Source organism: Cedecea sp. AS113, from assembly GCF_037152415.1.
GTDB lineage: Bacteria > Pseudomonadota > Gammaproteobacteria > Enterobacterales > Enterobacteriaceae > Cedecea.
The window spans coordinates 25,453-49,736 of record NZ_JBBCMI010000022.1 but is presented as its reverse complement, the minus strand read 5'-3'; the positions used below and the strand labels follow the sequence as shown (position 1 = coordinate 49,736).

Below are 24,284 nucleotides of genomic sequence, written 5' to 3'. Positions count from 1 at the left end.
GAAGGGAAATGGCAAAAGGGGATGACAATGAAAACGATTGGGCTGCTGGGCGGCATGAGCTGGGAATCCACCATTCCTTACTACCGATTAATTAACGAAGGGATCAAACAGCGTCTGGGCGGGCTGCATTCGGCCAAAATTGTGCTGCACAGCGTCGATTTTCACGAGATTGAGGCCTGCCAGTCTGCCGGTGAGTGGGACAAGGCCGGTGAGATGCTGGCCGAGGCGGCGCTGGGGCTGCAAAAGGCCGGGGCTGAAGGCATTGTGCTGTGTACAAACACTATGCACAAAGTCGCGGAGCATATTGAATCCCGTTGCTCGCTGCCGTTTCTGCACATTGCCGACGCCACCGGGCGGGTGATTGCGGCTCAGGGCGTAAGCCAGGTGGCCTTGCTTGGCACGCGCTACACCATGGAACAGGATTTTTATCGTGGCCGCCTGCAGGCGCAGTTCGGGATCCGCTCGATTATTCCTGACGCCTCCCAGCGTCAGCGTATCAACCAGATCATCTTCGATGAGCTGTGTCTCGGGGTGATCAACCCTGAGTCGAAGCGCTATTATCAGCAGGTGATTCAGGTGCTGCAGGCGCAGGGAGCGGAAGGGGTTATTTTCGGCTGTACCGAAATTGGCCTGCTGCTCAGCCAGCAGGACTGCCCGCTGCCGGTGTTTGATACCGCCGCCATCCACGCCGCCGATGCAGTTCGCTTTATGTGCGGTGAAGAGTAATAGTTTATCCTTATATATCAATTGAATAAGCGTAAGTAGTGTTTTTTCCCCACGACGAGCCGGGTCATGCCCGGCCGCTAATGTGTTATAAATTTGTTATGTAGCGCACATTATTCCAAAAAGCTGCTCCTCTGAAATCCTCACACACTACAGGCGATTGCGCACAGCAATGGCTTTTCATCATGTCTGCAACCGGAGTTATACAATGCCTGTTTCCTTACTGGCGCTGGCGATGAGTGCGTTCGCCATCGGCACGACGGAGTTCGTGATTATGGGACTGCTGCCCGAAGTGGCAGGGGATCTCCATGTCTCCATTCCCGTCGCCGGCTGGCTAATCAGCGGCTATGCGCTGGGGGTCGCCATTGGCGCGCCTATCATGGCGCTGCTGACCGCCCGACTGCCGCGCAAACTGTCGTTAATTTTGCTGATGGTGATTTTCATTGTTGGCAACCTGCTGTGCGCCCTCGCGCTGAGCTACAACTTCCTGATGTTGGCGCGCGTTATTACGGCGCTGTGCCACGGCGCGTTCTTCGGGATTGGCGCAGTCGTCGCGGCAAGCCTCGTACCTGCCGGGCGCAAGGCTTCGGCGGTGGCGCTGATGTTCACCGGCTTGACGCTGGCTAACGTGCTGGGCGTGCCGATTGGCACCTGGTTCGGACAGCTTTACGGCTGGCGAGCTACTTTCTGGGGCGTGGCCGTGATTGGGGTGATTGCGTTTCTGGCGCTGGGAGTGAGCCTGCCGTCGCAGAAAGATGAAGAAGCCACTGACTTAAAAAGCGAAATCAAAGCGCTGGCGCACGGCAAGCTTTGGCTATCGCTTAGTATGACGGTGTTCTTCTCTGCGGCGATGTTCGCGCTGTTCAGCTATGTTGCACCGATGCTGCTACAGGTGACAGGCATTACGCCAGAGGGCGTGAGCTGGACGCTGTTCCTGATTGGTGCGGGGCTGACGGTGGGGAACATTCTGGGTGGGCGGTTGGCGGACTGGCGGGTGTCATTCAGCCTGATCCTCAGCTTTAGCCTGATTGCGGTCTTTTCGTTACTGTTCAGCTGGACAAGTCATGCCGCATGGCTGGCGGAAATCACGCTGTTCCTGTGGGCGATGGCGGCGTTTGCCACGGTACCGGCGCTGCAAATCAACGTGGTGCTGCACGGCAAAGAAGCACCTAATCTGGTGTCCACGCTGAATATTGCGGCCTTTAACGTCGGCAATGCGCTCGGTGCCTGGGTTGGCGGCACGGTCATTGACCGTGGCTTCGGCCTGACGGCGGTGCCGGTGGCCGCTGCTGCGCTGGCAGTGGTTGGCCTGATACTTTGCCTGATTAACTTTAGCAACGGCACGGGGCATCAGCAGCCGGTGACCGGGCAATAAGCTAGCGGTTGAGCAGCGCGTTGAGCGGGTCGCTATACAGATGCATGTGGTGCTGTAAGTGGTCGCTGAACGCGCTGACCAGGGCTGATGCCGGGCGGTGCAGGGGCCGAATCAGGCTGACGGTAAAAGGCACCGCCACGCTGAACGGGCGTACTACCACGCCGCGTTCGTGGTAATCCAGCGCGGTTAACGGGTTGACGATAGACACGCCAGCCCCCGCCTGAACCATCGCACAGACGGACGCGGCGCTGTGCGTTTCCACCACCATTCTTCGCTTTACGTCATGTTCCTGAAACAGCGAGTCCAGCAGTTGGCGGTAGCTGTCGGTCCGCGACAGGCTGATGTAATTCTCCCCGGCAAAATCCTGCGGTGTGAGTTCTGTTTTCGCGGCCAGTTTGTGCCCGGCGGGCAGCACGCAAACTTCATTCAGAGTGAGTAGGGTTTGGCGTTCCGTCCCGGCAGGCGTGGTGATGTTTTCCGTCAGCCCCAGGTCGTGGCGTTGGGCGGAAAGCCACTCTTCCAGCAGCGGGGATTCCTGCGGCACGATGTTCAGGCTGAGCTCCGGGTAGCGGGCCAGGAAAGGGTGTATCAGGCGCGGCAGAAATGACTGAGAAAATACCGGCAGGCAGGCAATAGACAGTTCGCCCTGGCGGAACTCACGCAGGCTTTCGGCGGCATTAATAATACGATCCAGTCCGTACCAGGAGCGCTGAACTTCTTCAAACAGCCGCAGTCCCTGAACGGTGGGGTAGAGGCGGCCCCGACTGCGCTCGAACAGCTGCAGGCCGATAAGCTTTTCAAAGCGCGCCAGCTCCCGGCTGACCGTGGGCTGGGAGGTGTGCAGCAGGCCTGCGGCTTCGGTGAGGTTGCCGGCCGTCATCACGGCGTGGAAGATTTCGATGTGGCGCAGGTTGATGGCTGGCATGGTGTTGTTCCGCTGATGTTGATTACCCTCACCCCGGCCCTCTCCCTGGAAGGGGGAAACAGAAATTGCATTGGGCATTAAACTGTCCCCTCTCCCCTCTGGGGAGAGCGTTAGGGTGAGGGGCATTTTCTAAACCATATCATATTTGAATAGACTCGCTAGAAAACGATATTTTTTATCCCTCACTTTCTGTGGCGTAATAGGGAAAATGACGTTTACCGGAGTTCACCATGCCACGCTCGCTGCACGACACCGCCACCGCGCTGAACGCGCAAAACTTGCTGACCCTGCCCGCTGAATTTGGCTGCCCTGTTTGGGTATATGACGCGGAGATCATTCGCCAGCAAATTGCCAAACTGCGCCAGTTTGATGTGATTCGCTTTGCCCAAAAGGCTTGCTCGAATATCCACATCCTGAAACTGATGCGTGAGCAGGGCGTGAAGGTGGATTCGGTGTCGCAGGGGGAAATCGAGCGCGCGCTGGCGGCAGGCTACAAGCCGCTGGAAAACCCGGATGATATCGTCTTTACCGCCGACGTGATCGACAACGCCACGCTGGCGCTGGTGGCCGAGCAGAAAATCCCGGTCAATATCGGATCTGTGGATATGCTGCATCAGCTCGGCGAAGTCTCGCCAGGGCACCGTGTCTGGCTGCGTATTAACCCGGGCTTTGGACACGGGCACAGCCAGAAAACCAACACCGGCGGCGAGAACAGTAAGCACGGTATCTGGCTGAGCGATATGCCGAAAGCGCTGGAAGCTATGCAGCGCTATGGCATTCATCTGGTGGGTATCCATATGCACATTGGTTCCGGCGTGGATTATGGCCATCTCGAACAGGTTTGCGGCGCGATGGTGCAGCAGGTCATCGACTTCGGCCAGGATCTTGAGGCGATTTCTGCGGGCGGTGGGCTGTCCATTCCTTACCGTGAAGGTGAGGAAACGATCAATACCGATCACTATTTCGGCCTGTGGAATACCGCGCGTGAAAAAATAGCCGCTCATCTGGGGCACCCGGTGAAGCTGGAGATCGAGCCGGGGCGTTTCCTGGTGGCGGAAGCCGGGGTGCTGGTTTCGCAGGTGCGCGCGGTGAAAGATATGGGATCCCGCCACTTTGTGCTGATCGACGCTGGTTTTAACGATCTGATGCGTCCGTCTATGTACGGCAGCTACCACCATATTTCTGCGCTGGCGGGTGACGGGAGGGATCTGTCCGCACTGGAGCCGAAAGAAACCGTGGTGGCGGGGCCGCTGTGCGAGTCCGGGGATGTGTTTACCCAGCAGGAAGGCGGCAAGGTAGAAACCCGCCTGCTGCCGCCGGTAAAACCGGGTGATTACCTGGTGCTGCACGATACCGGCGCATACGGGGCTTCTATGTCCTCTAACTACAATAGTCGTCCGCTGCTGCCGGAAGTGCTGTTTGATAACGGCAGCGCGCGCCTGATTCGCCGCCGCCAGACGATTCAGGAGCTGCTGGCGCTCGAGCTACTTTGAGACTTTCCGTCCGGCCTCGAAAAAGGGACCGGGCGCAACGGAGTCCCGCAGTACCAGCGTCCCCACAAATGGCGGGATGGGGGCTAACGGTTCGCCGCTCGCTAGCTTGATGGCCTGATCGATGGCGGTAATGATCATGCTGTCGATGGGCAGATAGACGGATGACAGCGCTGGTTCCAGCCACTGGGCGCTAGGCGCGTCATCAAAGCCGAACAGCGAAATATCCTGTGGAATACGGATCCCGGCCTGGTGCAGCGCTTTAGAGGCACCCAGCGCCATATCGTCGTTACAGGAAAACAGCGCGCTGAAGGTCACGCCGCTGGTCAGCAGCTCCTGGCACAGGTGGTGCCCTTCGGTCATGCTGGAATCCCCGTATTTCACCCGGCTCTCATCCCACGCAATGCCATGTTTTTGCAGTGCTTTCCGGTACCCCATCAGGCGCGCCTTGCCGGTTGGCGTGGAAATAGGCACGGTAATGCAGGCAATTTCCCGGTGACCTTGCTGGATCAGGTATTCGGTGGCCTGAAAGGCGGCATCCTGCTGCTCGAAGAAGACGCAGCGTTCACGGGCCTGGGTGACGTCCCGGTTAATGACGACCAGCGGCACCTGAATCGCATTCATCAGCGACATCAACGCCCGTTCGCTCATAAAACGCGTGTAGAGAACGATGGCGTCGCAGTGCCTGTCCGCCAGCATTTGTACGGCATCCAGCTCTTTTTCAGGCGTGTCATGCCCGTCGGTGACAATCAGCTGTTTACCGTAGAATTCCGTGCGGCGTGAAGCCTGCTGCAGCAGGCGCCCGAAGTAGAAGCCATCGAAGGTGGAGACAACCAGCCCGATACTGTTGCTGCTGCGGTTTGCCAGCGATCGTGCCAGAAAATTAGGCTTATAGCCCAGCTCTTCCATGGCCTTAAATACCTGTTCGCGGGTGCTTGCTTTAACCTGTCCGGTGCCGTTTAACACGCGAGATACCGTCGCTTTGGAAACCCCTGCGCGTAACGAGACATCTAACATTGTTACCATTGTTTCCTTCCCGATCTGGACGCTGTCGCGATTTTCCAGCAGTTTATCACAGGAGTTTCGCCCGCAAGCGGCCTTGCCGTTTCGCCGTGCAAATTGTCGTCCCGGATCACGCTTTCAGAATTTGGTGTGGTTTTTTAGGAGTATATCGTTGTGAAAATTGTCCCGTTGTACCAGGCCCCTCAGCACGCAGAGCAAGTCACGGAGTGGCTTTGGCTGGCGTTTGGCAGTCAGGAAAGCCGAGGCTTTTTTGCGTCTATTGTTGCCGCCAGCCAGCGGGAAGGCGAAATGCCCCTGACGTTTATTGCGCTGGAGGGCGAAAAGATGGTGGGGACCGTGGGGCTGTGGCGCTGTGATTTGATCAGCCGGCAGGATCTCTGGCCCTGGCTGGCGGCGCTGTATATTGATGAAAGCCAGCGAGGAAAGGGACTGGGCGAGATTTTACAGCGACACGTCGTGGAATATGCCCGCCAGCTGGGTTTTGAGTCTTTGTATCTGTATTCGGCCTGTAAGACCTATTATGAACGGTTTGGCTGGCGCTACATTGGCGACGGGCTGGATTACCCCGACCAGCCCGTACATCTTTATCAACTTACGCTTTAAGCGTTGTCGCCCGTAGAGGCCACCGAGTGTCGGCGCACCAGCGTCGGGCTAAACATATGGGTGATTTCCGGCAGCGGCAGGTTTTCGGCCAGCGCCAGCGCGAGCTCTGCTGCCTGAGTCGCCATGGTCACTATCGGGTAGCGAACCGTGGTCAGCCTGGGCCGCACGTAGCGTGAAATTAACACGTCATCAAAGCCAATCAGCGAAATCTCACCGGGAACATCAATGCCGTTGTCGTTCAGCACGCCCATCGCCCCGGCGGCCATTGAGTCGTTGTAGCAGGCCACGGCGGTGAAGTTTTTGCCGCGTCCCAGCAGCTCCGTCAGGGCCTGCTCGCCGCCGCTTTCATCGGGTTCACCAAAGGTCACCAGACGCTCGTTGACGGGGATATTGTGCTCGCGGAGCGCGTCGTAGTAGCCCTGAAGGCGGTCTTCTGCGTCCGATATCTGGTGGTTGGAACAGATGTAGCCGATGCGGGTGTGCCCCTGCTGAATCAAATGGCGCGTCGCAAGCCAGGCGCCGTAGCGGTCATCCAGCGCAACGCAGCGTTGCTCAAACCCTGGCACAATGCGGTTAATGAGCACCATACCGGGGATTTGCTTCATCAGCGAAATTAGCTCCTCATCAGGGAGTTTTTTGGCGTGAACGACCAGCGCCGCGCTGCGGTGGCGAATAAGCTGTTCAATGGCCTGGCGCTCTTTTTGTTCGCTGTGGTAGCCATTGCCAATAAGCAGGAAGTTGCCGGTGCGGTAGGCAACCTGCTCCACGGCTTTAACCATCGCGCCAAAGAAGGGGTCGGAAACGTCGCCCACGATCAGGCCAATGGTTTCCGTGGCCTGTTGGGCAAGGGCTCTCGCGTTAGCGTTGGGATGATAATTCAGCGCTTCCATGGCGCTATTCACCGCCTGCTTTGAGGCATCGCTGGCTTTTGGGGAGTGGTTGATGACGCGTGAAACCGTGGCGACAGACACACCAGCCAGCCGAGCCACATCCTTAATTGTCGCCATGAAAAGCCTTCCTGTTAGGGGTAATCGTTTACACTGCGTTTAGTTTTACGGAATTCCCTGATGACTGCAAGGCAACAACTGATGGGAATATTGCAAAGTAGAGCAAAATCAAGGTGAAAGCGTGTAACGGTTACACTTGCTTCAAGAGGTTGCCTCTTTTTAGTGCATGTCGCGGATTTTTAAACGTTTCCGCCCAAATCTTTGCTTACATTTTGCAGTCGGCTGTTGCGATTTCAGCATAGCTTAATGGAAGACGCCGCTGCTACATTTGTGGTCCCAGAGGTATTGATAGGTGAAGTCAGCGATTATTTGCTGATCCTATGAATTACACCAACCTGCGCGGATGCGCAGGTTTTTTTTTGCCTGAATCCAGCCGCCTGTAACAAGAATCGAAAATTTAAACACCTGGTTGCACTTGGGCTCATTCCCTTGCTTTTTGCCGCTGGTTTCGCCGCTGGCGGCACGAGACAATTCGGATCCCAGAGGTATTGATTGGTGAGAATTCCTGGTACTCTGCTGAGTACAATTCTTTTGCACCAACCTGCGCAGATGCGCAGGTTTTTTTTTGCCATTTTTTGAGCCCCCTCCCGCACTTAACGCAACTGGTGTACTCTGCGACTCTACACTTAATGCTGACCGACAGACGACAAAGAGAGTCGCTATGCTTCTTGCTTTTTTCCGTGCGCTATTTCGCATTCTGTTCCGGGTAACTCTTTCCGGCGATCCGCAGGTGCTTCAACGCCAGCGGGTGCTGATTGTGCCAAACCACGTCTCATTTCTGGACGGGATCCTGGTTGCACTTTTTCTGCCGGTGCGCCCCGTATTTGCGGTCTACTCCTCAATAAGCCAGCAGTGGTTTATGCGCTGGCTTAAGCCGCTCATTGATTTTGTTCCGCTGGACCCGACCAAACCGATGTCTATCAAGCACCTGGTGCGCCTGGTGGAACAGGGGCGCCCGGTAGTGATTTTCCCGGAAGGACGCATCAGCGTGACCGGATCGTTGATGAAAATCTACGATGGAGCTGGATTTGTGGCGGCCAAAGCACAGGCCACGGTGGTGCCTTTGCGCATCGACGGCGCGGAGCTGACTTTCTTTAGCCGCCTGAAAGGGCTAGTAAAACGCCGGGCTTTCCCGCGTATTACCCTGCATCTTCTTCCGCCAACGTCGATTGCAATGCCAGAAGCCCCACGGGCCAGGGATCGCCGTAAAATGGCCGGCGAGATGCTGCACCAAATCATGATGGAAGCGCGCATGGCCGTGCGCCCGCGTGAGACGCTTTTTGAGGCGCTGCTGGCGGCGAAGGATCGGTATGGTTCGAGTAAAAACTGTATTGAAGACATAAATTTCAAGCCAGATACTTACAGTTCGTTGCTGAAAAAAACGCTGTTTGTGGGCCGAATCCTCGATAAATACAGCGAACAGGGTGAAACCATTGGTTTGATGCTGCCGAATGCGGCGATCAGCGCGGCGGTGATTTTTGGCGCTTCATCCCGGGGCCGTATTCCGGCAATGATGAACTACACGGCTGGCGTAAAAGGGCTGACCAGCGCGATTACGGCGGCGCAAATCAAGACGGTCTTTACCTCCCGGCAGTTCCTGGATAAGGGCAAACTGTGGCACCTGCCGGAACAACTGACGCAGGTGCGCTGGGTGTATCTGGAAGATTTAAGGTCCACCATCACCCTGCAGGATAAAGTGTGGATCTTTGCTCATCTGCTTGCGCCTCGCCTGGCCCAGGTGAAACAGCAGCCGGAAGATGCGGCGATGGTGCTGTTTACCTCCGGCTCGGAGGGCAATCCAAAAGGCGTGGTGCACAGCCATAAAAGCCTGTTGGCCAACGTAGAGCAGATTCGCACCATCGCGGACTTCACCGCCGATGACAGGTTTATGTCCGCGCTGCCGCTCTTCCACTCTTTTGGCCTTACGGTCGGGCTGTTCACGCCGCTGCTGACCGGGGCGGAAGTGTTCCTTTACCCCAGCCCGCTGCATTACCGCGTGGTGCCGGAGCTTATTTACGACCGCAATTGCACGGTGGTCTTTGGCACCTCGACGTTCCTCGGCAACTATGCCCGTTTTGCTAACCCGTATGATTTCTTCCGCCTGCGCTATGTAGTTGCCGGGGCAGAAAAGCTGCAGGAAAGCACGAAGCAGCTGTGGCAGGACAAGTTTGGCCTGCGCATTCTGGAAGGCTACGGCGTGACCGAGTGCGCGCCGGTGGTGTCTATCAACGTGCCGATGGCGGCGAAACCGGGCACCGTGGGCCGCATTCTTCCGGCAATGGATGCTCGCCTGCTGGCGGTGCCCGGTATTGAACAGGGCGGAAGGCTGCAGCTAAAAGGGCCAAACATCATGAACGGCTATCTGCGCGTGGAAAATCCGGGCGTGCTGGAGAAGCCTGAGGCTGAAAATGGCCTGGGTGAGATGGAACCCGGCTGGTACGACACCGGCGATATCGTGACCTTTGACGAGCAGGGCTATTGCGTGATTCAGGGGCGTGCGAAGCGCTTTGCCAAAATCGCCGGGGAGATGGTGTCGCTTGAGATGGTCGAACAGATGGCGATCGGCATTTCGCCGGACAAATTGCATGCTACGGTCGTTAAGCTCGACGCCGCCAAAGGCGAGGCGCTGGTGATGTTTACCACCGACAGCGAGCTTAACCGCGAAAAACTTCTGCATTATGCGCGTGAGCACGGCGTGCCTGAGCTGGCGGTGCCACGCGATATTCGCTTCCTCAAACAGCTGCCTGTGCTAGGCAGCGGAAAACCAGATTTTGTCACCCTGAAAGCACAGGTTGATGAAGCGGAGAAAGCCCATGGCTGAACAGGCTGGCAATAGCGGTTCGTTGTGGTCCCGGGGCATGATGGCGGTCACCGCGGCGCAGTTTTTATCGGCTTTTGGCGATAACGCGCTGTTGTTCGCCACGCTCGCGGTGCTCAAGCAGCAGTTCTACCCGGACTGGAGCCAGCCCGTGCTGCAAATGGTGTTTGTTGGCGCGTACATCCTCTTTGCGCCGTTTGTGGGACAGGTGGCCGACAGTTTCGCCAAAGGGCGAGTGATGATGCTGGCGAACAGCATGAAGCTTGTGGGTGCGGCGGTGATTGCGCTGGGGCTGAATCCTTTTGTCGGTTACACGCTGGTGGGCATCGGCGCGGCGGCCTATTCACCGGCTAAATACGGCATTCTCGGCGAGCTGACCACTGGCGATCGGCTGGTGAAGGCCAACGGCCTGATGGAGTCTTCTACCATTGCGGCGATCCTGCTGGGATCCGTTGCCGGCGGCGTGCTGGCAGACTGGAACCTGACGGCGGCGCTGGTTGTCTGCGCGCTGGTTTACGGCGGGGCGGTGGTTGCCAACGTCTTTATCCCTAAACTTGCCGCCGCGCGCCCCGGCCAGTCGTGGCGTTTCAAGCCGATGACGCACAGTTTCTTTTCCGCCTGCCGCAGCCTTTGGCGCAGCGGAGAAACGCGCTTCTCGCTGGTAGGCACCAGCCTATTCTGGGGGGCGGGCGTGACGCTTCGATTCCTGCTAGTGCTGTGGGTACCGGTGGCGTTAGGGATCACGGATAACGCGACGCCGACTTACCTTAATGCGATGGTTGCGGTTGGGATTGTGGTGGGGGCCGGAGCAGCCGCGAAGCTGGTGACTTTGGAAACCGTTGCCCGCTGCATGCCCGCCGGGATTTTAATCGGCGTTGGCGTACTGATTTTTGCTCTACAGCATTCTCTGTTGCCGTCTTACGCTTTGCTGGTGTTGATTGGCCTGTTGGGCGGTTTCTTTGTGGTGCCGCTTAACGCGCTGCTCCAGGAGCGCGGCAAGCACACGGTCGGGGCAGGTAACGCCATTGCCGTGCAAAACCTTGGTGAAAACACGGCCATGCTTTTGATGCTGGGTCTGTTCTCACTGGCGGTGAAAACCGGGGCGTCCATCGTTGGAATTGGCATTGGATTTGGGGCGGTGTTTGCGCTGGCGATTAGTGCCCTGTGGCTGTGGCAAATCAAACATAAATAGCAAAAAGGCCCTCTTTGGGAGGGCCTTAGTTTTTTACGGTGCCGGGTAAGTATAGAGGCGATGCACCGCTTCAATCTCCTCAATCACCTCTTCGCTTAGCGTCAAATGCAGGCTTTCAAGGTTGGTTTTCAGCTGTTCCAGCGTCGTGGCGCCGAGCAACGTGCTGGCCACAAACGGCTGACGGCGAACGAAGGCCAGCGCCATTTGCGCCGGGTCGAGATTATGGCGTTTAGCTATTTCTACGTAGGCCGCAACGGCTTTTTGCGACTGCTCGCCGCTGTAGCGGGTGAAGCGGCTAAACAGCGTGTTGCGAGCGCCGGCCGGTTTGGCTCCGTTAAGGTATTTGCCCGACAGCACGCCGAAGGCGAGGCAGGAATAAGCGAGCAGCTCAACGCCTTCGTGCTGGCTGATTTCAGACAGGCCAACTTCAAAGCTGCGGTTTAACAGGCTGTAAGGGTTTTGAATGGTCACGATGCGCGGCAGATCGTGTTTTTCCGCAAGCTGCAGGTAGCGCATCACGCCCCACGGGGTTTCGTTCGAGACGCCGATATAGCGAATTTTCCCGGCACGCTGGCACTCGGTCAGCGCTTCAAGGGTTTCCAGCAGCGTTACCGGCAGCGAAGTCGTGTCGCTCCAGGTGTAGCCCAGTTTGCCAAACATGTTGGTCTGACGCTGCGGCCAGTGAACCTGGTAGAGGTCGAGGTAATCGGTTTGCAGGCGTTTGAGGCTGGCATCCAGCGCCTCGCGGATGTTTTTCCGGTCGAGGATCTGGTTTGGGCGGATGCCTGCGTCGTTGTTGCGGGTGGGGCCAGTGACTTTGGAAGCAACAACCAGTTTTTCGCGGTTGCCGCGAGCTTTAAGCCAGCTGCCGACATAGCTCTCGGTTAAGCCCTGGGTTTCCGGGCGCGGCGGCACCGGGTACATTTCCGCGACATCAATCAGATTCACGCCCTGACTGACGGCGTAGTCGAGCTGCTGGTGGGCATCGGCCTCGCTGTTTTGTTCACCAAAGGTCATGGTTCCCAGCCCCAGCGTGCTGACTTCAAGTGAACTGTGGGGGATACGGTGATAGTGCATAGCCGGCTTCCTGTTGTTCTTTTGACTCGTCAGGCATCGTTACCCGACAAAAGGTCTATAAACATGGCAGAGGCCGGAGCAAAGCGAAAGAGGGGAAAAGAAGAAAAATCATCAGGCCAGCCGAGGGGCTGACCCTGCGAGATTAGCGCTCAATAATCTGGGAAACGTCGTTGCGGTTGATCTGCATTTCATTACCTTGCTGGTCACGATAGCTTACCAGACCGGTATCTTCATCGACCTTCGGCTTGCCCTCGGTCAAAATCATTCGTCCATCTTTGGTGGCCATTACGTAGTCACTGCTGCAGCCTGAAACGGCAAAGGCAAGACCAATGGCGGAGATTGCTACTGCCCATTTAGTCATCGGTATGTTCCTCGTCAGGAAGGGATCTTGTTAATAAGTTTAGTAATAACCTGATGAACAGGGGAAAGAAAGCGGTAAATTCTTAATAGGACGAGGGAAATGTAACATTCCCCGGGACTTACTGACAGAACCCTGGATTCCGTTCTCTGCGGCGGCTATTAGAGCGTGAAGTGCCGTGCGAGAAGAGCTGCGGTGAAATTCTTCTTTAAGTAGAAGCCGCGAGGTAACGTGAGAATAGGTGAGCCGTCCGCGCCAATAGCCTCTGTTAACGCCCGGCTGTTGGCGGCTTTTGGCCGCAGCTGCAGCACTTCGCCGTGACGGGCGGTAATGCGCTCGACCTGGCCCAGCACGATCAAATCCATCAGTTCTTCCCAGTCCAGGCGCAGCTGCTGTTCTTCCTCTTCTGAAGGGCTCCATAATAGCGGAGAACCCACGTGCCGCTCGGCAAGCGGGATCTGCCTTTCTCCCTCAACCGGGATCCACAGTACGCGCTTGAGCTTATGCCGCACATGGCTGGTTTCCCAAATGACGCCGCTATTACCGGTTAACGGCGCGACGCAGACGAACGTGGTTTCCAGCGGACGGCCAAGGCTATCCACCGGGATCGTTTTCAGTTCGATCCCGAGCGCGGCAAAGTCTTGTTCGGGCTTGCTGCCCGCGCTGGCACCCAGCCACAGCTCCAGCAGCACGCCAATCCAGCCTTTATCGCGCTTCAGGTCTTTCGGCGTCTGTAAGCCAGCGCAGGCAGCCAGCTCGCCCAGAGTATAACCGGCGACGCTTTGCGCCTGTTGGAGCAGCTCGGCTTCACTGCGTGGGGGCGTGATGAGCGGACGTATTGGTTGCATAACTCGTTGATGTTTTTTGGTTAAAAAATGAACGCACTTTGTGCACAGCGAAAGCTTAGTTTAGTCGTCTGAGGATAAGATTAACAATATTCTGATTTATAATGAGTTTTTAAAGGCAGCCGTTTCGTTGCAGCAACATTAAAAAGGCTTTTCCAAATCTGGTCACTGACAATGAACAGGATCTTACACCATGTTATCCACAGAAAAGTGGGATAACTGGGAAAAAGCATGACTACTGGTTCCATTTACAGCCTTGACGAGGCGCTAAAATACAATTTATCACCGATTTGTGACTAACTTGTTGGCACAATCTGTGGATAAAAACAACATTGTGCGATCTTTCATCAGTAGGCGATCTTCATATGTGACGATCATCACATTATGAAACTGGTGTGTCATTTTTATAGTATTATGATTATGAAATTTAAAGGCTTTAATGTGTGGCAGGATTGCTCCTTATTTTAGTTGTCCTGAGTTGTCCCGATGTAATTCGGTAGTTCTTCACAGTTATATCCACAGAAAAAGTGAATAAAACCGCCGGTTTTGACCGTCCCCTGTTTATAACCCGGCTCTCTTTTGTGAGTTATTCAAATGTTATTCCATGCGAGCGCCGCCGAGAGAGTGGTTTACCGCCTGACACTTGTATGAAACAATCGATGCAATCTAAGTTTGTTTTGAGGTAGTCCGGTGATCGATGATGATGGCTACCGCCCCAACGTTGGGATCGTAATATGTAATCGGCAGGGACAGGTGATGTGGGCGCGACGCTTTGGCCAACATTCCTGGCAATTTCCCCAGGGGGGTATTAATCCTGGCGAGTCCGCTGAACAGGCAATGTACCGGGAGCTTTTCGAAGAAGTCGGTCTACAAAGAAAAGATGTTCGCATTCTTGCCTCGACCCGAAACTGGTTGCGTTACAAATTACCTAAACGTTTGGTGCGTTGGGACACAAAGCCGGTTTGTATCGGCCAAAAACAAAAATGGTTTCTTTTGCAGTTGCTGAGCAGCGACGGTGAGATCAACATGCAAACCAGCAGTACGCCGGAATTCGATGGCTGGCGCTGGGTCAGTTATTGGTATCCGGTCCGTCAGGTTGTTTCATTCAAGCGCGATGTCTATCGCCGGGTAATGAAAGAGTTTGCCAGCGTGGTGATGCCACTGCAGGAAGTTACGCCACCACGCAATAACTCGCCGGCATGGCGACGTAAAAGAGGTTAAGTCACGCGAAAAATGCTCACCCGTCTGCGAGAAATAGTCGAAAAGGTCGCCAGTGCCCCGCGCCTCAATGAGGCGCTGGACATTTTGGTGACTGACATCTGCCTTGCGATGGATACCGAGGTTTGCTCGGTTTATCTCGCCGACCACGAGCGCCGCTGTTTTTACCTTATGGCGACGCGCGGGTTAAAGAAACCGCGCGGCCGCACCGTCACGCTTGCCTTTGATGAAGGTATTGTTGGCCTGGTTGGGCGGCTCGCGGAGCCGATTAACCTTGCAGATGCGCAAAAACACCCCAGCTTTAAATATGTGCCCGCCGTAAAAGAGGAGCGTTTTCGTGCGTTCCTCGGCGTGCCTATTATCCAGCGCCGTCAGCTTCTGGGAGTGCTGGTTGTTCAGCAGCGTGAACACCGGCAGTACGATGAGAGCGAAGAGTCTTTCCTCGTTACGCTGGCAACGCAAATGGCCGGGATATTATCGCAGTCTCAGTTAGCGGCCCTGTTTGGACAGTATCGCCAGACCCGTATTCGCGCGCTGCCTGCGTCGCCTGGCGTGGCGATTGCCGAAGGCTGGATGGACACAACCGTCCCGCTGATGGAGCAAGTTTTTGAAGCGTCGACCCTGGACACGGCGCTTGAGCGTGAGCGTCTGACCGCCGCGCTGGAAGAGGCTTCCGGGGAATTCCGCCGCTACAGCAAGCGTTTTGCCGCCGGGGCTCAGAAAGAGACTGCGGCGATTTCCGACCTTTACTCTCACCTGCTGACCGACGCCCGCCTGCGGCGTGAGCTTTTTGCTGAGGTAGATAAAGGCCTGGTCGCTGAATGGGCCGTGAAAACGGTGGTGGAGAAGTTTGCTGAACAGTTTGCCAGCCTTTCAGATAGCTACCTGAAAGAGCGCGCGGGCGACCTCAGAGCGCTGGGGCAGCGCCTGTTGTTCCACCTCGATGACACGATTCAAAGCCCGAATACCTGGCCTGAGCGCTTTGTGCTGGTTGCCGATGAACTTTCAGCCACCACGCTTGCCGAACTGCCGCAAAACCGTCTCGCGGGCGTTGTCGTGCGCGATGGTGCGGCAAACTCTCATGCCGCCATTATGGTCCGTGCGCTCGGTATCCCAACCGTCATGGGCGCTGATATTCAGCCATCGGCTCTGCATCGCCGAATGCTGATCGTAGACGGCTATCGCGGTGAATTGCTGGTGGATCCTGAGCCGGTTTTGCTGCAGGAATACCAGCGCCTGGTGACCGAGGAGAACGAACTTAGTCGCCTGGCGGAAGATGATGTGGAGCAGCCCGCGGCGTTAAAAAGCGGCGAGCGGGTGCAGGTTATGCTGAATGCCGGGCTTAGTCCTGAGCATGAAGAACAGCTTGGTAGCCGTATCGACGGCATCGGGCTGTACCGCACCGAAATTCCTTTTATGCTGCAAAGCGGTTTCCCGTCTGAAGAAGAGCAGGTTGCACAGTATCAGGGCATGTTGCAGATGTTTAACGACAAACCTGTGACGCTGCGAACGCTGGACGTCGGGGCGGATAAACAGCTTCCGTATATGCCCATCAGCGAGGAGAATCCCTGTCTTGGCTGGCGAGGCATTCGTATTACGTTGGATCAGCCAGAGATCTTTCTGATCCAGGTCCGCGCCATGCTGCGTGCGAATGCGGCTACGGGGAATTTGAGTATCCTGCTGCCGATGATCACCAGCATTGATGAAATCGATGATGCGCGCAGACTTATCGATCGTGCGGGCCGGGAAGTCGAAGAGGAATTAGGCTACCAGTTGCCGAAGTTCAGGCTTGGGGTGATGGTTGAAGTGCCTTCCATGGTGTTCATGCTGGGGCATCTGGCCGGGCGTATTGATTTTATTTCCGTTGGTACAAACGACCTGACTCAGTATCTGCTGGCGGTTGACCGTAACAACACGAGGGTGGCTAACCTTTACGATAGCCTGCATCCGGCGATGCTGCGTACGCTGAACCTGATTGCCCGTGAGGCCGAGCGCTATGACCTCGATCTGTGCCTGTGCGGTGAAATGGCCGGTGACCCGATGTGCGTCGCGATTCTAGTGGGCATGGGGTACCGTCATCTTTCAATGAACGGCCGTTCCGTTGCGCGTATTAAATACCTGTTACGCCATATTCAGCTTGAAGAAGCCGAAGTGCTTGCTCAGCGTACCCTTGAGGCTCAAATGGCGACGGAAGTACGCCACCAGGTCGCTGCGTTTATGGAGCGCCGCGGCATGGGGGGCCTGATTCGCGGAGGGCGCTGATCCGTTCTCAATGTCCCGATCTCACCGGGACATTTTCCCCGTCTGACAACAAGGGAAAAAGCGTGGTTTTTCCCTTGTTGTGGCTCATCTTCCGAAAACCCCGAAGGGGTTTCCCTGTTCGTTTTCTTCTATGCCTGGTGTTGGTTCACACTCCCGGATACGCCCTGGATGCCCCGGTACCACCGGGACATTACACATCTTTTACAACTTCCGTAATCAATCACTCTGGCTGTTTGTGCTATGATCCGCTGCTTTCGGAGCGCATCGAGAGTGGTGCGTACTTGCCACTCACCTTCTATTTTGGGTGAGGTAACAATAGCTTGTGGTGACAGATGAATAGTGGCTATCTGCGTTTCCCTGAATTTGATCCGGTGCTTTTCTCCATCGGGCCGGTTTCCCTGCACTGGTACGGGCTCATGTACCTGGTCGGGTTCGTGTTTGCCATGTGGCTTGCCGGGCGCCGCGCCAGCCGTCCGGGCAGCGGCTGGACGAAAAATGAAGTAGAGAATCTGCTGTATGCAGGTTTCCTTGGCGTGTTCCTGGGGGGACGCCTGGGCTATGTCTTCTTCTACAATCTGCCGGTCTTCCTTGCCGATCCTCTCTACCTGTTCAAAGTCTGGGACGGCGGTATGTCCTTCCACGGCGGCCTGATCGGTGTTATCTGCGTGATGATTTGGTTTGCGCGCCGCACCAAGCGTACTTTCTTCCAGGTCTCTGATTTTATTGCTCCGCTGATCCCGTTTGGTTTAGGGGCTGGGCGCCTCGGCAACTTTATCAATGGCGAACTGTGGGGCCGCGTTGACCCGAACTTCCGCTTCGCCATGCTGTTCCCTGGTTCACGCAGTGAAGACGTTGGCCTGCTGGCAACGCACCCGGAATGGCAATCGCTGTTCAATACCTACGGCGTACTGCCTCGCCACCCGTCTCAGCTTTATGAGCTGGCGCTGGAAGGGGTTGTCCTGTTCATCATCCTGAACCTGTTTATTCGTAAGCCTCGCCCAATGGGGTCCGTCTCTGGCCTGTTCCTGATTGGCTACGGTGCGTTCCGTATCATCGTCGAATTCTTCCGCCAGCCGGATGCGCAGTTCACCGGCACCTGGGTACAGTACATCAGCATGGGGCAGATCCTGTCGATTCCGATGATTGTTGCCGGTATCATTATGATGGTCTGGGCTTACCGCCGTCCGCAGCAGCAACTTTCGTGAGGTGACATGAAACAGTATCTTGATTTGATGAAAAAAGTGCTCGAAGAGGGCACGCCAAAAGCGGACCGTACCGGTACCGGCACGTTGTCGATTTTTGGGCATCAAATGCGCTTTAACCTGCAGGAAGGCTTCCCGCTGGTTACCACCAAAAAATGTCACCTGCGTTCGATCATTCATGAGCTGCTGTGGTTCCTGAATGGCGATACCAATATCGCGTACCTGAAGGAAAACAAGGTGACGATTTGGGACGAATGGGCTGATGAAAACGGCGATCTCGGCCCGGTTTACGGCAAGCAATGGCGTTCCTGGGCAACCCCTGACGGGCGTTATATTGATCAGCTAACCACCGTGCTCAACCAGTTGAAAAACGATCCCGATTCTCGGCGCATTATTGTCTCTGCGTGGAACGTGGGCGAGCTGGATAAAATGGCGCTGGCCCCTTGCCACGCGTTTTTCCAGTTCTATGTGGCAGACGGCAAACTCTCTTGCCAACTCTACCAGCGCTCTTGCGACATCTTCCTTGGTTTGCCGTTCAACATCGCCAGCTATGCGCTGCTGGTGCATATGATGGCGCAGCAGTGCGACCTGGAAGTGGGCGACTTTGTCTGGACCGGGGGCGATACGCACCTGTACAGCAATCACCTGGAACAGACACGTCTGCAGCTAACCCGTGAACCGCGCGCGCTGCCTAAGCTGGTTATCAAACGTAAGCCGGAGTCATTGTTTGACTACCGTTTCGAAGACTTCGAGATTGAAGGCTACGATCCGCATCCGGCGATCAAAGCGCCTGTCGCCATTTAACCTGCTGACAGAGTGACAGAACCGGTGCCTGAGTGCGCCGGTTTTTTTTGCCCTGGTTTTGCTTCTTCGGCATTGATTCCAGAGCGTATGCAACTCTCCGTAACGCCTTAATTATCTTCCGATATGTGTCGCATCATCTGATTTGCGAACTGGCTGATTCAACTTCTGTGGCCCACACTCCTCCCATGAAAATCAACCAACGTGGTTTTAGCGTTATTGAGGTGATGGTGGTGATAGCCATTGTTGCCGTACTCAGCGCTGGTGGGCTTCACGGCTGGCACGAGTGGCAGCAGAGAGTGCAGTTGCGGCAAACGGCTCAGCAACTGAGTCACTTTCTCTCGCGGCTAAGAAATGATGCCAACTGGCATAACCAAACCCATCTTTTGGCGCTGCATCAATTGGGGAAAAGCTGGTGCCTGACAAGCCGTGCCGCTGAAGAAAACTGTTCGGGAAACTCAAATCTGACGTTTACCCCCGAGTTTGACGATATCGTCGTGGAGGATATGACTGCCGGGTTAGGTTTCTACGGTATTCGCAACACAGCCTGGCCAGGCCACCTTATTGTGAAAAGTCAGGTCGGGCGCTGGAAAGTGACGCTCTCGGTTTGGGGGCGCATCCGGCTGTGCGAAATGTCCGGAGACAAGTCATGTTGAGCGCTCAGAGAGGGTTTACGTTACTCGAAACGCTTATTGCGATGGCCTTGAGCAGCGTGCTGCTGCTAGGCACTTCAAGGCTTTTCCCCGCTTTGCAGGGCGAGGTTTTACGCCAGTACAGCTACGTTGCTCAGCAGGAAGCGCTTTGGCAAATGGCGTTCACCGTTGGAAAAAATTTACAGCGTGCGGGTTATTGCCGAGGGAAGTGTCAGGGGGAGGCTGTAAAGCTTATGAACAACGGAAACTGCGTGGTATTGCAGTGGGATGCCAACGGTAATGGCCGGTGGGACACGACCCCTGGTAGTCAAAATGAACAGACGGGCTATCGCTTGCGTAACGGCAGCCTGGAGACTCAAAAGGGCGTAGAGCATTGTGAAGGTACCGGCTGGGAAAGAATGTCTGACCCGACGCAATTGGTGGTGCAGCATTTTTCCGTGGTTCGCCTGAATCGCAAAACCGGCAGGCCTTTATTCCTCGTGAGTCTTGCTGCATATCTGAAGCAAGGTGGGCGTCCTGTGGAGCTTAGCTACACGGTGAGTGGAGAAAATTCATGAGCGGCAAGCAAGAGAAAGGGAGCACCTCTTTGCTGATGGTATTGATGCTGCTTGCAGTTGGTTCTCTGATGCTGAGTGGGCTTTCCCGGCAACTTAGCGCCCAGCGCTTTGAGGTTGCCGCCGAAATTCAGTTTATTAAAAATCAGACGGCTGCAAGATCTGCGCTGGCATGGGGGGAAAAACAAAGCTGGCAACCCCAGAGAACCTGGCAATGTCAGTTTGAGTCGCGTAATCAGTGGCACGCCTGCCTGCATCTAACCGATAAAGGTGAGGCCTTACTGGCTGCTTCCGGTTCTGTTGCAGGGCCCACGCTACCGTTCACATTGTGGCGCTGGGGGGGACTTCAGGGGAATAAATTAGTGGCCTCCGCGCAGGGCTGGCTGGATTTTTGCCCTTTACTGGACGATGACTTATGCAAACTGCCTCGATAGTTTCCCGGCAGCGTGGCTTCAGCCTCCCGGAGGTGCTATGTGCCCTGGCGCTGTTTGCGATAGTGATGACCGCATTGCTGGGGTACCACGGTGTATTGCAGCAGGGTTTCACCAGCCAATGGCAGCTAAGGCAGCTGTGGCGAGTCGCGCGTGAGCAGACCGAGCCAGAAGTTCCTCCACTTTCAGATGCATGGAATGTGCATCAACAGCAGACATCGTCTTTGGGATGTGTCAGCATCGACGTTACTGTAACAAGTCCAGAGGGCCGGATAGCGCAGCTTTTGAGGCTCGATTGCCCACGGTCAGAACAACGTCAGGAGTAGCGATTTCATGTTGCGTGTCTACCATTCCAACCGCCTTGATGTGCTGGAAGCCATTATGGAGTTCATTGTGGAGCACCAGCCATTGCCGGATCCTTTTGAGCCGGAAGTGGTGCTGGTGCAAAGCACCGGGATGGCGCAGTGGCTGCAAATGACGCTGGCACAGAAGTTTGGTATTGCGGCGAACATCGAGTTTCCGCTGCCCGCCAGCTTTATCTGGGATATGTTCGTGAAGGTATTGCCCGATATCCCGGAGGTGAGCGCTTTCAACAAGCAGAGCATGAGCTGGAAGCTGATGACGCTTATCCCCAATATGCTCCACAAGCCAGAGTTCAAGATGCTTGGCCACTATCTGCAGGTAGACGACAGCAGCCGTAAGCTGTTTCAGCTTTCTTCCCGGATTGCCGACCTTTATGACCAGTATCTTGTCTATCGTCCCGGCTGGCTAAGTCGTTGGGAGAAGGGCGAGCTTGTCGAAGGCGTGGGAGAGTCTCAGCTCTGGCAGGCTCCTCTCTGGGCGGAACTGGTGCGCTACACCGCTGAGCTGGAGCAGCCTGAATGGCATCGAGCCAATCTCTACCAGCGCTTTATTAGCGCTCTTGAGAAAAGCGAGGTTTGCCCGACGGGACTCCCATCTCGCGTCTTTATTTGTGGGATTTCCGCTCTGCCACCTGTGTACCTCCAGGCTCTGCAGGCGCTGGGTAAGCATATCGACGTCCATGTGCTATTTACCAACCCCTGCCGCTACTACTGGGGGGATATTAAAGATCCCGCGTTCCTTGCTCGTCTTCTCAGCCGCCGTCGTCGTCGGCATCAGACAGAACAAGAGCAGACCTTGTTTAAGGACAACGACAATGCCTCTTCGTTGTTCAATGAGCTTGGTGAGCAGGATGTGGGGAATTCCTTGCTGGCCTCTTGGGGGAAATTAGGGCGCGACTACGCGTTTTTGCTTTCCGAGCTGGAGCGTTTTGAAGAGATCGATGTTTTTGTCGATTTAGAACCCGATAACCTTCTCCGCGGCCTGCAAAGTGACCTGTTGGAGCTGAAAGATTCGCAGGTGCTGGGGCTGACGGCTGAGGAGTATGAACACAGTGACGGTAAACGGCTGCTGGATCTTAACGATCGTTCTTTGACATTCCATGAGTGCCATAGCCCGCAGCGAGAAGTTGAAGTGCTGCACGATCAACTGCTGGCGATGCTGGAGGCCGATCCAGAACTTACCCCGCGCGATATCATCGTGATGGTTGCGGATATTGATAGCTACAGTCCGTTTATCCAGGCGGTGTTTGGTAGCGCGAAGGACGAGCGTTGGCTGCCGTTTGCCATTTCTGACCGTCGGGCGCGCCAGGCTCACCCGGCCCTGCAGGCGTTCATTTTACTGCTTGGCTTGCCGGAAAGCCGTTTCGCAGCAGAAGATGTGCTTTCATTGTTGGAAGTGCCTGCCCTGGCGGCGCGTTTCTCTATTGATGAAGAAGGGCTGCGCTATCTGCGTAAATGGGTGAATGAATCAGGTGTACGTTGGGGCATTGATGATGACAACGTTCGAGAACTGGATCTGCCTGCGACCGGGCAGCATACGTGGCGGTTTGGCCTGACCCGGATGCTGCTTGGCTATGCGATGGAAAGCCAGGCTGGGGTCTGGGATTCTGTGCTGCCCTATGATGAGTCCAGCGGCCTGATTGCCGAACTGGTGGGGCAGCTTGCGGAGTTGCTGATGCAGCTGAACCGCTGGCGTCAGCTGTTAACTCAGGAGCGCCCTTTAGACGAATGGTTGCCGCTATGCAGGGACATGCTGAACAGCTTCTTCCTGCCTGATGGTGAAACAGAAGCCGCACTGGCGCTGATTGAGCAGCAGTGGCAGGAGATGATTGAAAAAGGCACTGATGCAGCCTACCAGCAGCCCGTGTCATTAACCTTGCTGCGTGATGAACTGGCCCAGCGTCTTGACCAGGAGCGCATCAGCCAGCGCTTCCTCGCCGGGCCGGTAAACTTCTGTACCCTGATGCCAATGCGCGCCATTCCCTTTAAGGTCGTTTGTTTGCTGGGCATGAATGACGGTGTCTATCCGCGAACGCTTGCGCCATTGGGCTTTGACCTGATGAGCCAGCACCCGCAGCGCGGGGACCGCAGCCGCCGAGACGATGACCGCTATCTGTTCCTGGAAGCGCTTATTTCGGCCCAGCAGCGGCTGTACATCAGCTATATCGGCCGTTCGATTCAGGACAACAGCAGGCGTTACCCGTCGGTGCTGGTGGAAGAACTGCTGGATTATATCGCTCGCAGTCACTACCTCCCCGGAGATGCTGAATGTAATGCAGATGACAGCAGTGAGCATGTGAGAAAGCATCTGGTCACGCTTCATGCCCGAACACCTTTTGACAGCACCAACTACCTTGCCGGAGGCGATGGGCAAAGCTTTGCTCAGGAGTGGCTGCCAGCGGCAAGTGGCAGCGGCGTAGCGCATGCCCACTTTATTCAGCCTTTGATTGCGGATCCCTGGGACGACATCTCCCTTGAGCAGCTCCAGCGCTTTTGGCGGCACCCGGTGCGGGCATTTTTCCAAATGCGTCTCGGCATTAACTTCCGCCTGGAAGATACCGAATTGCCGGATGAAGAGCCTTTTACCCTCGATGTACTCGATCGTTTTCAGTTAAACCAGCACCTGCTTAATGCTCTGGTCCAGCAAGATGATCCGCACCAGCTGTTTGTGCGTTACCGGGCAGCTGGCGTTTTACCTTACGGGGCCTTCGGTGAAATCTTGTGGGAAAACCAGCGGAATGAAATGCAAATGCTGGCTGAAAAAGTGCTGGCCGAACGGCAAAAAGGGGAAAGCTGTGAAGTGGATCTTCACATAGACGGAACCAGAGTGACGGGCTGGCTGTCGGACGTACAGGCTGATGGTTTGCTGCGCTGGCGCCCTTCGGTGCTGAATGTGGCTCATGGCATGCAGCTGTGGATTGAACATTTGGTTTACTGTGCCAGCGGCTATTCGGGCGAAAGCCGAATGTTCGGGCGCAAAGATTCACAGTGGCGTTTCCCTCATATGGCACAGGACGAAGCTAAAGCCTGGTTGTTGCAACTGATTGAGGGTTATAAAGAAGGCCTCCGTCAGCCATTGCTGCTGCTGCATAACAGCGGTGGTGCGTGGATAAAAACCTGTTATGACCCACAAAATGATGCCATTTTATGGGATGAGGAGACGCAGCAGAAAGCCCGGACTAAGCTGCTTGCTGCCTGGGAAGGAAACCATATGGTGGAAGGGGAAGGGGCTGATATTTGGCTGCAACGTTTGTACCGTACCCTTGATGCCGAGTATTACGAAGCGATTATCGCAGAGGCCGAGCGCTACCTGCTGCCTCTGTTCAGATTCAACCAATCCTGAACAAGGATTGTATAAAAATTGC

At 55.7% G+C, this 24,284-nt stretch carries 21 protein-coding genes; 15 read left to right on the top strand and 6 right to left on the bottom strand.

The annotated features are described in order from the left end of the window. Positions 1–27 precede the first annotated feature (27 nt). Positions 28–726 (top strand): aspartate/glutamate racemase, encoded by a 699-nt coding sequence (locus WFN87_RS20500; protein WP_336983618.1) that lies wholly within the window; start codon positions 28–30, stop codon positions 724–726. A gap of 205 nt (positions 727–931) precedes the next feature. After that, positions 932–2,098, top strand: coding sequence for an MFS transporter (locus WFN87_RS20495; protein ID WP_008458489.1), 1,167 nt, complete (start codon positions 932–934; stop codon positions 2,096–2,098). Between the two features lies 1 nt (position 2,099). On the opposite strand, the gene WFN87_RS20490 is transcribed toward WFN87_RS20495, so the two are convergent. Continuing rightward, a complete protein-coding gene (locus WFN87_RS20490; protein WP_336983619.1) occupies positions 2,100–3,023 on the bottom strand; it encodes a LysR family transcriptional regulator in 924 nt (307 codons plus the stop codon). Between the two features lie 230 nt (positions 3,024–3,253). Here WFN87_RS20490 and lysA point away from each other — a divergent pair, with 230 nt between their 5' ends. Next, the gene (gene lysA, locus WFN87_RS20485) at positions 3,254–4,516 is read left to right on the top strand and encodes a diaminopimelate decarboxylase (protein WP_336983620.1); all 1,263 of its coding nucleotides are present in this window, start codon (positions 3,254–3,256) and stop codon (positions 4,514–4,516) included. Here the strand turns inward: lysA and WFN87_RS20480 are convergent. Further along, entirely contained in the window at positions 4,508–5,539 is a 1,032-nt protein-coding gene (locus WFN87_RS20480) for a LacI family DNA-binding transcriptional regulator (RefSeq protein ID WP_336983621.1), read from the bottom strand. The two genes, lysA and WFN87_RS20480, sit on opposite strands and share 9 nt — an antisense overlap. A gap of 150 nt (positions 5,540–5,689) precedes the next feature. Here WFN87_RS20480 and WFN87_RS20475 point away from each other — a divergent pair, with 150 nt between their 5' ends. Beyond that, positions 5,690–6,139 (top strand): GNAT family N-acetyltransferase, encoded by a 450-nt coding sequence (locus WFN87_RS20475; protein ID WP_336709273.1) that lies wholly within the window; start codon positions 5,690–5,692, stop codon positions 6,137–6,139. On the opposite strand, the gene galR is transcribed toward WFN87_RS20475, so the two are convergent. Beyond that, the gene (galR, locus tag WFN87_RS20470) at positions 6,136–7,146 is read right to left on the bottom strand and encodes an HTH-type transcriptional regulator GalR (protein WP_336983622.1); all 1,011 of its coding nucleotides are present in this window, start codon (positions 7,144–7,146) and stop codon (positions 6,136–6,138) included. The two genes, WFN87_RS20475 and galR, sit on opposite strands and share 4 nt — an antisense overlap. 661 nt (positions 7,147–7,807) lie before the next feature. Between galR and aas the strand changes: the two genes are divergently transcribed. Further along, on the top strand, positions 7,808–9,967 hold the full coding sequence (aas, locus tag WFN87_RS20465; RefSeq protein WP_166995930.1) for a bifunctional acyl-ACP--phospholipid O-acyltransferase/long-chain-fatty-acid--ACP ligase: 2,160 nt from the start codon (positions 7,808–7,810) through the stop codon (positions 9,965–9,967). Further along, positions 9,960–11,156: a lysophospholipid transporter LplT gene (lplT, locus tag WFN87_RS20460; protein WP_008458475.1), complete on the top strand. Its 1,197-nt coding sequence runs from the start codon at positions 9,960–9,962 to the stop codon at positions 11,154–11,156. Before aas ends, lplT begins: the two co-directional genes overlap by 8 nt. A 33-nt stretch (positions 11,157–11,189) precedes the next feature. On the opposite strand, the gene WFN87_RS20455 is transcribed toward lplT, so the two are convergent. The 3 genes from WFN87_RS20455 to mutH all read right to left on the bottom strand — a co-directional run bounded on the left by WFN87_RS20455 (position 11,190) and on the right by mutH (position 13,439). Continuing rightward, positions 11,190–12,233, bottom strand: a complete 1,044-nt coding sequence (locus WFN87_RS20455; RefSeq protein WP_008458473.1) for an NADP(H)-dependent aldo-keto reductase — start codon at positions 12,231–12,233, stop codon at positions 11,190–11,192. Between the two features lie 142 nt (positions 12,234–12,375). Beyond that, positions 12,376–12,594: a YgdI/YgdR family lipoprotein gene (locus WFN87_RS20450; protein ID WP_008458470.1), complete on the bottom strand. Its 219-nt coding sequence runs from the start codon at positions 12,592–12,594 to the stop codon at positions 12,376–12,378. Between the two features lie 158 nt (positions 12,595–12,752). Continuing rightward, positions 12,753–13,439 carry a DNA mismatch repair endonuclease MutH gene (gene mutH / locus WFN87_RS20445; protein WP_008458468.1) on the bottom strand — a complete coding sequence of 229 codons (687 nt, stop codon included), beginning with the start codon at positions 13,437–13,439 and terminating at the stop codon, positions 12,753–12,755. Positions 13,440–14,126: 687 nt separating this feature from the next. Here mutH and rppH point away from each other — a divergent pair. The 9 genes from rppH (at position 14,127) to recC (ending at position 24,262) form a co-directional block, all read left to right on the top strand. Beyond that, positions 14,127–14,657, top strand: a complete 531-nt coding sequence (rppH, locus tag WFN87_RS20440) for an RNA pyrophosphohydrolase (protein ID WP_008458467.1) — start codon at positions 14,127–14,129, stop codon at positions 14,655–14,657. Between the two features lie 12 nt (positions 14,658–14,669). Further along, complete coding sequence (ptsP, locus tag WFN87_RS20435) at positions 14,670–16,916, top strand: phosphoenolpyruvate--protein phosphotransferase (protein WP_336983623.1); 2,247 nt, start codon at positions 14,670–14,672, stop codon at positions 16,914–16,916. 332 nt (positions 16,917–17,248) lie between these two features. After that, positions 17,249–18,121 carry a prolipoprotein diacylglyceryl transferase gene (gene lgt, locus WFN87_RS20430; RefSeq protein ID WP_008458462.1) on the top strand — a complete coding sequence of 291 codons (873 nt, stop codon included), beginning with the start codon at positions 17,249–17,251 and terminating at the stop codon, positions 18,119–18,121. A 6-nt stretch (positions 18,122–18,127) separates the two neighbouring features. Continuing rightward, positions 18,128–18,922, top strand: a complete 795-nt coding sequence (gene thyA / locus WFN87_RS20425) for a thymidylate synthase (protein ID WP_008458459.1) — start codon at positions 18,128–18,130, stop codon at positions 18,920–18,922. Positions 18,923–19,107: 185 nt separating this feature from the next. Then, positions 19,108–19,575 (top strand): prepilin peptidase-dependent protein, encoded by a 468-nt coding sequence (locus WFN87_RS20420; protein WP_166995926.1) that lies wholly within the window; start codon positions 19,108–19,110, stop codon positions 19,573–19,575. Further along, the gene (locus WFN87_RS20415; RefSeq protein WP_166995924.1) at positions 19,569–20,129 is read left to right on the top strand and encodes a prepilin peptidase-dependent protein; all 561 of its coding nucleotides are present in this window, start codon (positions 19,569–19,571) and stop codon (positions 20,127–20,129) included. The genes WFN87_RS20420 and WFN87_RS20415 overlap by 7 nt, the downstream gene beginning before the upstream one ends. Then, entirely contained in the window at positions 20,126–20,560 is a 435-nt protein-coding gene (locus WFN87_RS20410; RefSeq protein ID WP_008458454.1) for a DUF2509 family protein, read from the top strand. The genes WFN87_RS20415 and WFN87_RS20410 overlap by 4 nt, the downstream gene beginning before the upstream one ends. Then, a complete protein-coding gene (locus WFN87_RS20405; protein WP_008458452.1) occupies positions 20,542–20,883 on the top strand; it encodes a prepilin-type N-terminal cleavage/methylation domain-containing protein in 342 nt (113 codons plus the stop codon). The genes WFN87_RS20410 and WFN87_RS20405 overlap by 19 nt, the downstream gene beginning before the upstream one ends. A 7-nt stretch (positions 20,884–20,890) precedes the next feature. Continuing rightward, positions 20,891–24,262, top strand: coding sequence for an exodeoxyribonuclease V subunit gamma (gene recC, locus WFN87_RS20400; RefSeq protein WP_336983624.1), 3,372 nt, complete (start codon positions 20,891–20,893; stop codon positions 24,260–24,262). Positions 24,263–24,284: the final 22 nt, after the last annotated feature.